Origin of the sequence: Propionivibrio sp., from assembly GCF_016790145.1 — a bacterium.
In the GTDB taxonomy this organism is placed as follows: Bacteria; Pseudomonadota; Gammaproteobacteria; order Burkholderiales; family Rhodocyclaceae; genus Propionivibrio.
Map to the genome: position 1 here is coordinate 1 of NZ_JAEUOI010000118.1, position 9,641 is coordinate 9,641.

Below are 9,641 nucleotides of genomic sequence, written 5' to 3' on the forward strand. Positions count from 1 at the left end.
CATCCTTCCGGTGTTTCCGAGCCTTCGAGCGCTGACCAGCTGCTCACCCGGGAACTCAAGCAGGCACTGGCTTTGGTCGATGTTCGGGTGCTCGATCACTTCATTGTGGCCGGGACGTCACAGCCCTTGTCGTTCGCCGAACGCGGGTTGCTGTAATCGGGTCATCAGAAATAGCTTGAAACATCACGGCAATTTAGGCTAGAATCGCCGGCTTTCTTCCCAAGATCAACTGGAGCAACAATCATGGCGCGTGTCTGCCAAGTAACGGGTAAAGGCCCGATGGTCGGGAACAATGTTTCCCATGCCAACAATAGAACGAAGCGTCGCTTCCTGCCTAATCTGCAGTACCGCCGTTTCTGGGTTGAAAGCGAAAACCACTGGGTACGCCTGCGCGTTTCCACCGCCGGTCTGCGCACTATCGACAAGAACGGTATCGACGTTGTGCTCGCTGATCTGCGCGCTCGCGGCGAGATCTGACAAGGAACTTCTGCCATGCGTGAAAAGATCAAACTCGAATCGACGGCCGGCACCGGTCATTTCTATACCACCACCAAGAACAAGAAGACCATGCCCGAGAAAATGGAGATCAAGAAGTACGATCCCAAAGTTCGCAAGCATGTGGCGTACAAGGAAACCAAGCTGAAGTAATCTGCTCGTGGATAAAAAAACCTCGCTCAATCAGCGAGGTTTTTTTTCGTCTCTCATCTTGCCATGCTGCCGAGTCACCCTGCCTTGAATGCCTTGCAGAAACGCAATTCTTCGGGATAGGGGAAGAAATCCTCAACGTGACCCGAAAGAATTTTATCCTGCGCAGATTTCCAGAATTTGACATTCAGAAGATCTCGGTGGTACTTCAGAAAAGCCGTGCGAACCTTGGGCGATCCGAGCAGGAAGGAGGCAAATTCCTCGGGAAAGACATCGTTTCTGCCGACTGAATACCAGGGCTCACTCGACATTTCCATTTCCGGATAGGGGGCTTCCGGAATGACGCGGAAGTTGCAGTCGGTCATGTATTCGATTTCGTCGTAATCGTAGAAAACCACGCGCTTGTATCTTGTAATACCGAAATTTTTCCACAGCATGTCACCAGGGAAAATGTTGGCTTTCGCCAGTTCGCGAATGGCATTGCCGTATTCGAGAACGGCGTGGTCAATCTCTTCGGGTGTTGCGCCATCGAGATAAATGTTGAGCGGCGTCATGCGCCTTTCAATGTAGAGGTGCTTGATGACCAGATCGTCCCCGTCTTCTTCAAGCAGCGATGGAACGTGCGCGCGCAATGCCTCAAGCAGTTCATCCGAAAAACGGTTTTTCGGCAAGGCAACGTCCGCAAAATCCAGAGTGTCCGCCATCCGCCCGACGCGGTCGACCTTCTTGACCAGCATGTACTTGGCTTTGACAGTGTCGTGATCGACCTCTTTCGTTGGCGCAAAGACATCCCGGATGATCTTGAACACATAAGAATAGGAGGGAAGGGTGAACACCAGCATGACCATGCCGAGAACACCCGGTGCGATGATGAATTTGTCCCTTGAGTGGCGCAGGTGTTCCTTCAGGTCGCGGTAGAACATCGTTTTCCCCTGCTTGCCGAGACCGAGCATGGTGTAGATTTCAGAACGCGGCTTGTTCGGCAGGATGCTGAGCAGGAACTGAACGTAACCCGAGGGAACCTCCATATCGACCATGAAGTAAGCGCGAGATAACGAGAAGAGCAGAACAATCTGTGAGGGATCGAGCAAAATGGTATCGAGTACCAGTTTGCCTTCCGGCGTGTGCAGGACAGGAACGGCGAAAGGAATCTCAACGTGGCCGTTGATCGCCTTGCCAAAGATATAGGCGCCCTTGTTCCGGTAAAAAGCGGAATGCAGCACCTGAATATGGACATTGGGTTCAGCCTTGGGCCAGCCGCCGAGATACTTCTCGGCCGTCCGCATGACATAAGTAATATCCCGGTCGAGGTCTTCAAAGGGGCGTTGCCAGTTGAAATCGGTAATGATCTGCTTCAAGGTCTGGCGAAGCCCATCTTGCTGGGGGTAATAGCTTGAATACACGGGCGGATCGGAAAGGATGTACTCGGTGGATACCGCTGGACGGGCAAAGATGTAGTCGTTGTGAAAATAGGTGCGGTGCAAAAGCTTTGAGCATACCGAGTTGAAGAATGTTTCGGCGAGTTCAGGCTGCTTGTGGTTGATCAATTGGCCTATGTAGTTCTGTTTGACTTGTTGCCACGTATCGTCGTCGAGCGAATTGGCACCGTATCGAGCTTCGATGAGACTGGCTGTTTCGTTCGCACGATTGTCGTAGGAGGGGATGCGTTCGCTGACCGCATTCAGTACGCCCTTCCAGTCACCGGCTTCAAAAAGGAGTTTCGCTTGTTGACCATATTGGCGGATATGCTGGTAATGGCGGTTGAAGCCATTGATCATGGCTTTGGTAATGAGTAATGACGGGGGGTGTTTGTCGATCCAGGTATCCATCTTGGTTGGCCATGAGTCGTAGAAACGAAAATTGTAGCATTAACCGGGGGCCCAGTATGTATGACAAATGTGAATCATGAAATACTGGCGAAGCGCGTAGTTTTCCGCGATAATGCGCTATTCGAATTACGGCCCGCAGCGCTTTCTTTACACTCACGGGCGCTGCATTTAAAAAACACTCGGTTCTGCGGCAAATGCATGGAAGGCTGATGCGTGTCTGTGCGGGTTCGTGACCAGGACAAAACCGAATTACAACCATGGAGTAGATATGAGCGAAAGTCTGATCAAGATTCCGCAGGGCGGACAAAAAATCGTTCCCGGCCAAACCGTTCCGGATAACCCGATTATCCCGTTCATTGAAGGCGACGGCATCGGCGTCGACATCACCCCGGTGATGATCAAGGTGGTCGATGCGGCGGTAGCCAAGGCCTACGGCGGCAAAAAGAAGATTTACTGGATGGAAGTCTATGCCGGCGAGAAGTCGACGACCATGTACGGCGCCGACATCTGGCTGTCAGCCGAGACTTTTGCGGCCCTCAAGGAATACTCGGTTTCGATCAAGGGCCCGATGACGACGCCGGTCGGTGGCGGCATCCGTTCGCTGAACGTTGCCCTGCGTCAGGAACTTGACCTCTACCAGTGCGTGCGTCCGGTGCAGTATTTCAAGGGCGTGCCTTCGCCGGTCAAGCATCCGGAACTGATCGACATGGTCATCTACCGCGAGAACACCGAGGACATTTACGCCGGCGTCGAGTGGCAGTCCGGCTCCGATGCCTGCAAGAAGGTCATCAAGTTCCTCCAGGACGAAATGGGCGTCACGAAAATCCGTTTCCCTGAAACCTCGGGGATCGGCATCAAGCCGGTTTCCAAGGAGGGCACCGAGCGTCTGGTGCGTGCCGCGATCAAGTACGCAATCACCAACAAGCGCAAGTCAGTGACCTTCGTGCACAAGGGCAACATCATGAAGTTCACCGAAGGCGCCTTCCGTGACTGGGCCTACGCGCTGGCCAAGAACGAATTCGGCGGTGTCGAGATTGACGGCGGCCCGTGGCTCAAGCTGCCTAACGGCATCATCATCAAGGACGCTATCGCCGACGCTTTCCTGCAGCAGATTCTGCTGCGTCCGGCCGAGTACGACGTGATCGCCACGCTCAACCTCAACGGCGATTACATCTCCGATGCGTTGGCGGCACAGGTTGGCGGCATTGGTATTGCTCCGGGGGCCAACATCTCCGACAAGTACGCCTGCTTTGAAGCGACGCACGGTACGGCGCCGAAGTACGCCGGACTGGACAAGGTCAACCCCGGTTCGCTGATTCTCTCCGCTGAAATGATGTTGCGTCACCTCGGCTGGCTGGAAGCGGCCGACTTGCTCATCAAGTCCATGGAAGCGGCCATCGGCGACAAGGTCGTGACTTACGACTTCGCACGTTTGATGGAAGGCGCAACCGAGGTGTCGTGCTCGGAATTCGGCGATGCGATGATTGAGCGCATGTAAGCGACTGCCGTTTTACCTTCGATTGAAAAGCCCCCGCCATCGGGGGCTTTTTTTCGGGCATCATATATGCAGTCTCTGTGTCGAGGAGCTTGCCATGACTGTTCTGCTCGGTTGTATCGCTGACGATTTCACCGGCGGCACCGACTTGGCTGGAATGTTGGTCAAGGCCGGCATGCGCACGGTGCAATTGATTGGCGTTCCTCATGATCCTATTGACGTTGGCAAAAACATCGACGCTCTCGTCATCGCGCTGAAGTCGCGCACGACGCCGGTCGCCGAGGCCGTCGCCGAATCGCTTGCGGCGTTGCGCTGGCTTCAACAGGCGGGTTGCCGTCAATACTACTTCAAATACTGTTCGACCTTTGACTCGACGCCCGGTGGCAATATCGGCCCGGTGGCCGAAGCCTTGATGAGAGCTCTCGGCAGCAACTTCTCGATAGCCTGTCCGGCCTTCCCGGCCAATGGTCGGACGATCTACAAGGGCCACCTGTTTGTCGGCGATCTGCTGTTGTCGGATTCGGGTATGCGCGACCATCCCTTGACGCCGATGACCGACGCTAGCCTGGTTCGCGTGCTGCAAGCCCAGATCAAGGGCAAGGTCGGCCTCACCGAGTACTCGACCGTGCTCAAGGGCGAAGTCGCCATCCGCGCTCGTTTTAAGGCACTACAGGCCGCAGGCTACAACTTCTCAGTGGTCGATGCCCTGTCCAACGATGACCTGATGAGTATCGCTGCCGCCTGTGCCGATCTTGTGCTGGTAACCGCAGCTTCCGGTCTTGCCCTCGGCTTGCCACAGAACTTCCGGTGCGCCGGCCTGCTCGCCGACGATCTTGTGGCTGATGCCTTGCCACATACCGGTGGTTTGCGTGCGGTTATCTCGGGCAGTTGCTCCGTCGCCACCCAGGGGCAGGTCGCTGCCATGCGCACCACCCATCCTGCTTTCCAAGTTGATCCCTTTGCATTGGCGAGCGGCACGGATGTCGTTGGCGCTGCCCTTGAATGGGCCGACAGTCGCGTCAAGAACGAACCAGTACTGTTCTACGCCACAGCCACACCGGAAGCCGTCAAGGCTGTACAGGTGCAACTCGGCGCAGAGCGGGCAGGCCGCCTGGTTGAGGAAGCGCTTGCCGCCATCGCAAGCGGCCTGGTCGAACAAGGCGTCGGGCAACTGATCGTGGCCGGTGGAGAAACCTCCGGGGCCGTGGTCCAGGCACTCGGAGTCAGGGGCCTGCGTATCGGGCCGGAAATTGATCCGGGTGTGCCGTGGACAACGGCAATAAGCAATGACAGCGGCAGACGACCCCTGGCGCTCGCACTCAAGTCGGGCAATTTCGGTACGCCGGATTTCTTCCTCAAGGCCTGGAGCAAGCTGGCATCATGAGCGTATCGAAGCTGCCGAAGAAAACCACCAACCTCAAGCCCGTTGAAACAGTATTTTAAAAGGTTCTCCATGCCAAGATTTGCCGCCAACCTGACCATGATGTTCAACGAGGTTCCGTTTCCGGAACGCTTTGCCGCCGCTGCGAAAGCCGGTTTCGCTGCCGTTGAATTCCTCTTCCCCTATGACTATCCGGTTGCCGATGTCACGCGCTGGCTGAAGGCAGCCGGACTCCAGAGTGCCCTCTTCAACATGCCCCCCGGCGACTGGGCGGCGGGAGAGCGAGGACTAGCCTCACTGCCGGGGCGTGAAGAAGAATTCCGCGCCGGTGTGGTCAAGGCGCTGAGCTATGCGCTGTCTATGGGAACTACGACGCTGCACGCCATGGCCGGCTTGCTGCCGGAGGGTGCCGAGCGCTCACGACATCGGGCGGTATTGGTCGATAACCTGCGCCATGCGGCCAAAGCCCTGGCAGAGCACGGCCTGACGCTGGTCATCGAGCCGATCAACACGCGCGACATTCCCGGCTATTTCCTCAATACCCAGACCGAGGCACATGCCATTCGCACAGAAATCGGCGCGGCCAACCTCAAGGTGCAGATGGACTTCTATCACGCCCAGATTGTCGAGGGCGACCTCTCGATTACGCTGAAGAACAATTTCAAGGGTATCGGGCATATCCAGATCGCCAGCGTCCCCGATCGAAACGAGCCCGACGCGGGTGAAGTCAATTACCGCCATCTGTTCCGTCTTCTGGATGAACTGGGCTATGGCGGCTGGGTCGGCTGCGAGTATCGCCCACGCGGTAAAACCGAGGACGGGCTGGTATGGATGAAGGAAATGACATGAAAGTTCTGATTACCGGTGGTGCCGGCTTCCTCGGTCGGCGATTGGCCAAAAAACTTCTGCGCCTTGGAAAACTGAGGAATGCGACGGGGGTCGAGGAAAACATCGTCAGCCTGGTGCTGCTCGATATCGTTCCTGTCGAAGGATTTTCCGATCCGCGGGTTACTGTCGCCAGTGGCGATCTAGCCGATCAACAGGTGCTGAACCGCGTTGTCGACGCGGAAACTGCGTCCATTTTTCATCTGGCGGCGGTGGTCAGCAGCCAGGCGGAAGCGGATTTCGATCTCGGGATGCGCGTCAATCTCGATGCCGCCCGGCTGCTGTTCGAGACTTGTCGCCACCTGGGGCATTGCCCCAGGGTTGTGTTCACCAGTTCGGTCGCCGTCTATGGCGGCGACCTGCCCGAGGTGGTTCAGGATGACACCGCGCTCAATCCGAAATCCTCGTATGGCATCCAGAAAGCGATCGGCGAATTGCTGCTGTCCGATTACAGCCGCCGCGGCTTCATCGATGGGCGCTGCTTGCGCCTGCCGACGATTTCCGTGCGCCCTGGCAAACCCAACAAGGCCGCTTCTTCATTTGCCAGCGGCATCATTCGTGAACCCTTGAATAACGAAGAAACGGTCTGCCCGGTGACGGCGGATACCCGCCTGTGGCTGCTTTCACCCCGCCAGGCCATCGACAGCCTGATCTTCGGACACGAGCTCGGTGCCGAAGCCTTTGCCCTGAACCGTGTGCTGAACCTGCCAGGCGTCAGCGTGACGGTCGGTGAAATGATCGAAACCCTCGGCCGGATTTCCGGTCAGGCGGCAGTCGGAAAAATCCGCTGGGAAAGCGATCCCATCGTGCAGCGCATTATTGGCAGTTGGCCCAGACGCTGGGACATGACGCGCGCCCATGCGCTCGGATTCAAAGGCGACAGGGATTTCGCAAGTATCGTGCAGGCCTATATTGCGGACGATCTGAACGGCACAGATCAGATTTTTAATTGATCCTTTTGAGCTTTGACAAAAAGTGCAACTAACGGGCATGGATTTAGCATTGCCCCGATTTTTGAAAGCTTCTGACCTGCCCGTTTCCTTCCCTTGCCGCGCGTATCCCGGCTTGGCAGCCGGAATCGCTCGATTGGCACGGAGCATGCCCAGCGAATACATTTTCTCGCCCCCGCCCCTCTAACAGAGAGAGCGGATATCTATGCGAAGATTCGCGCAGGTGCAATTGGTGCACCGAGACGGTTCTGCGGTTTTTACGATGTGCTAGAGTCAGACGCCTAGCCCGAAATACTTAAGGTCTCTGCCCGGGGCCCGAGAATCGACGGTTTATTGAATCAGGGGTTGCAAGTGTCGCGTTCGATTTTGTTGCCCATGCTGTTGTTGTCCTCGCTGTTGTTCTCGGCCTGTGCCACTGCGCCAGTGCCGCTGATGCTCGACACCAGCGCCAACGCTCTCCCGCCGCAGGCCATGGTCTCGGCCGCCGATCGCCGCGCTGCCGCTGCTGGTGTCGCCATGCTCGTTGCCGGCGGTTCGGCATTCGACGCCAGTGCTGCAACGCTGCTGGCGCTCAGTGTCGTCGAGCCGCAATCGTCGGGTATCGGCGGCGGCGGGTTGCTGGTCTACCAGGCGGCTGGCGCCGCCGCACCGGTCAGCTTCGACGGGCGTGAAACCGCCCCGGCAAGCGCCTCCCAGTCCTTGTTCCTCGATGGCTATGGCAAGCCGTTGCCAACGGGCAAGGCGCGTCCCGGCGGCAAGAGCGTTGGCGTTCCTGGCAACATCGCTATGATAGCCCTCGCGCATGCGCAATTTGGCAAGCTGCCATGGGCGACGCTGTTCCAGCCGGCGATCGTCCTTGCGCGCAGTGGTTATGAAATGTCGCCACACATGGCCAACGCCATCGAGCGCCAGGCCAAAAGCCTGGCACTTACCCGCGAAGGCGCCGCACTGTACCTGCAGACCGACGGTCGGCCCAGGCCGGTCGGCAGCCTTATCGTCAACGAACCCCTGGCGCGCACGCTGGAGGCCATCGCGGCCAAGGGGCCTTCGGCCTTCTACACCGGTCCCAACGCCGATGCGCTGATCGCCACCGTGACCTCCGCCAGCATGAACCCGTCGGGAATGACCCGTGCCGACCTCGCCGCTTATCGTGCCAAACTGCGGCCGCCGGTTTGCGCACCGTACCGACTTTACAGGATCTGTGGCATGGGACCTCCATCCTCTGGCGGGTTGGCGGTCATCGCCATTCTTAAACAGCTCGAAGATTTTGATCTTGCCGCGCTCGGCCCCGACAATCCGGTGACGTGGCACCTGCTTGCCGAAAGCCAACGCCTCGCTTTTGCCGACCGCGCGACTTACGTCGGCGACAACGACTTCGTCAGCGTACCCGTCGCTGGCCTGCTCGACCCGGTCTATCTGCGCGCTCGCGGCCGGCTGATCAGCCCCGAAAAGACCATGGTCACCGTCGTTGCCGGCACGCCGCCCGGTGCACCGGCGAGGATCATGTCCAACGGCAGCGAAGTCGCCTCGACATCGCATTTTTCAGCGGTCGATACCGCCGGCAATGTCGCATCACTGACATCTACCGTCGAAGGGGCGTTTGGGTCGGGACTGGTCAGCGGCGGTTATGTCCTCAACAACGAGCTCACTGATTTCGATTTTGCGCCGGTCGTCGATGGCACGCTCGTTGCCAACAGAGTCCAGCCCGGCAAGCGCCCGCGCTCGTCGATGTCGCCCACCATCGTCTATGACAATCGCGGCGCCGTCGTCCTGTCGATCGGCGCGGCCGGCGGCCCGACGATCCCGGCGCAGGTCGCCAAATCGATTATTGCCGTACTCGACTGGAAACTGCCCGTGCAGGCCGCCATCTCGCTGCCGGTGATGATGGTTTTCGGCGACCGACTGATCATCGAATCCGGAGCCCAGGGCGAACCGCTCGCCAAGATGATCCCGGCACTGATCGCACTCGGGCACCAGGAGATCAGCGTTGTCGCGTTACCTTACAAAGCCAACGGCATCGAACGTGTAGGCGTTGGTGCCAACGCTGGCTGGCGCGGTGGCGCCGACCCGCGTAGCGAAGGTGCCGCACTGGCAGTAGAATGACGCTAAGGTGAAAGCATCACGGTCGGCGAAATGGTCGAAACCTTCGGCCGGAATTCCGGTCAGGCGGCAGTCAGCAAAATCCGTTGGGAATGTGATCACGTCGTGCAGCGCATTATCGGCAGTTGGCTAGGAAGCTGGGATATGACGCGCGCCCACGCGCTCCGATTCAAAGGCGACAAGGACTGCGCATGCATCGTGCAAGCCTGTATGGTGGACGATCTGAACGGCACGGTGCTGAAGTGACATTGAGATTTCTGAGCGTCGACTACAAGTTCGATTTTCGGGCAGGGATGCGCCACCCCGATTTATGAAAGGTGCTGGCCTGCCCGTTACCCTCACCCCCAGGAGGAGTT

Annotated in this window: 10 protein-coding genes; 9 read left to right on the top strand and 1 reads right to left on the bottom strand. The window is 57.9% G+C overall.

Annotated elements, in window-relative coordinates; translation table 11 throughout:
* From JNM42_RS10470 to rpmG, 3 genes are all read left to right on the top strand, one after another.
* Nucleotides 1-156, top strand: a 156-nt coding sequence (locus JNM42_RS10470) for a JAB domain-containing protein (RefSeq protein ID WP_294269191.1), incomplete at its 5' end; no start/stop codon positions are given.
* Nucleotides 157-243: 87 nt separating this feature from the next.
* Nucleotides 244-477 (top strand): 50S ribosomal protein L28, encoded by a 234-nt coding sequence (gene rpmB / locus JNM42_RS10475; protein ID WP_294269166.1) that lies wholly within the window; start codon nt 244-246, stop codon nt 475-477.
* A gap of 15 nt (nt 478-492) precedes the next feature.
* On the top strand, nt 493-648 hold the full coding sequence (rpmG, locus tag JNM42_RS10480) for a 50S ribosomal protein L33 (protein ID WP_294269171.1): 156 nt from the start codon (nt 493-495) through the stop codon (nt 646-648).
* Between the two features lie 74 nt (nt 649-722).
* Here rpmG and aceK read toward each other — a convergent pair whose 3' ends face one another.
* Nucleotides 723-2,474: a bifunctional isocitrate dehydrogenase kinase/phosphatase gene (gene aceK / locus JNM42_RS10485; protein WP_294269174.1), complete on the bottom strand. Its 1,752-nt coding sequence runs from the start codon at nt 2,472-2,474 to the stop codon at nt 723-725.
* Nucleotides 2,475-2,742: 268 nt separating this feature from the next.
* Here aceK and icd point away from each other — a divergent pair, with 268 nt between their 5' ends.
* The 6 genes from icd (at nt 2,743) to JNM42_RS10515 (ending at nt 9,531) form a co-directional block, all read left to right on the top strand.
* The gene (gene icd / locus JNM42_RS10490) at nt 2,743-3,972 is read left to right on the top strand and encodes an NADP-dependent isocitrate dehydrogenase (RefSeq protein WP_294269176.1); all 1,230 of its coding nucleotides are present in this window, start codon (nt 2,743-2,745) and stop codon (nt 3,970-3,972) included.
* A 94-nt stretch (nt 3,973-4,066) separates the two neighbouring features.
* Nucleotides 4,067-5,353: a 3-oxo-tetronate kinase gene (gene otnK / locus JNM42_RS10495; RefSeq protein WP_294269177.1), complete on the top strand. Its 1,287-nt coding sequence runs from the start codon at nt 4,067-4,069 to the stop codon at nt 5,351-5,353.
* Nucleotides 5,354-5,422: 69 nt separating this feature from the next.
* The gene (gene otnI, locus JNM42_RS10500) at nt 5,423-6,199 is read left to right on the top strand and encodes a 2-oxo-tetronate isomerase (protein ID WP_294269181.1); all 777 of its coding nucleotides are present in this window, start codon (nt 5,423-5,425) and stop codon (nt 6,197-6,199) included.
* Complete coding sequence (denD, locus tag JNM42_RS10505; RefSeq protein WP_294269184.1) at nt 6,196-7,188, top strand: D-erythronate dehydrogenase; 993 nt, start codon at nt 6,196-6,198, stop codon at nt 7,186-7,188. Before otnI ends, denD begins: the two co-directional genes overlap by 4 nt.
* A 348-nt stretch (nt 7,189-7,536) precedes the next feature.
* Nucleotides 7,537-9,288, top strand: a complete 1,752-nt coding sequence (ggt, locus tag JNM42_RS10510; RefSeq protein ID WP_294269187.1) for a gamma-glutamyltransferase — start codon at nt 7,537-7,539, stop codon at nt 9,286-9,288.
* Between the two features lie 30 nt (nt 9,289-9,318).
* Nucleotides 9,319-9,531, top strand: coding sequence for a hypothetical protein (locus tag JNM42_RS10515; RefSeq protein WP_294269189.1), 213 nt, complete (start codon nt 9,319-9,321; stop codon nt 9,529-9,531).
* Nucleotides 9,532-9,641 lie beyond the last annotated feature (110 nt).

Excerpts from the sequence above, each read along its gene's own strand:
- rpmG (WP_294269171.1), top strand. The coding sequence starts at position 493 with ATGCGTGAAAAGATCAAACTCGAATCGACGGCCGGCACCGGTCATTTC.
- rpmB (WP_294269166.1), top strand. The coding sequence starts at position 244 with ATGGCGCGTGTCTGCCAAGTAACGGGTAAAGGCCCGATGGTCGGGAAC.
- JNM42_RS10515 (WP_294269189.1), top strand. The coding sequence starts at position 9,319 with ATGGTCGAAACCTTCGGCCGGAATTCCGGTCAGGCGGCAGTCAGCAAA.
- denD (WP_294269184.1), top strand. The coding sequence starts at position 6,196 with ATGAAAGTTCTGATTACCGGTGGTGCCGGCTTCCTCGGTCGGCGATTG.
- otnI (WP_294269181.1), top strand. The coding sequence starts at position 5,423 with ATGCCAAGATTTGCCGCCAACCTGACCATGATGTTCAACGAGGTTCCG.
- aceK (WP_294269174.1), bottom strand. The coding sequence starts at position 2,474 with ATGGATACCTGGATCGACAAACACCCCCCGTCATTACTCATTACCAAA.
- otnK (WP_294269177.1), top strand. The coding sequence starts at position 4,067 with ATGACTGTTCTGCTCGGTTGTATCGCTGACGATTTCACCGGCGGCACC.
- icd (WP_294269176.1), top strand. The coding sequence starts at position 2,743 with ATGAGCGAAAGTCTGATCAAGATTCCGCAGGGCGGACAAAAAATCGTT.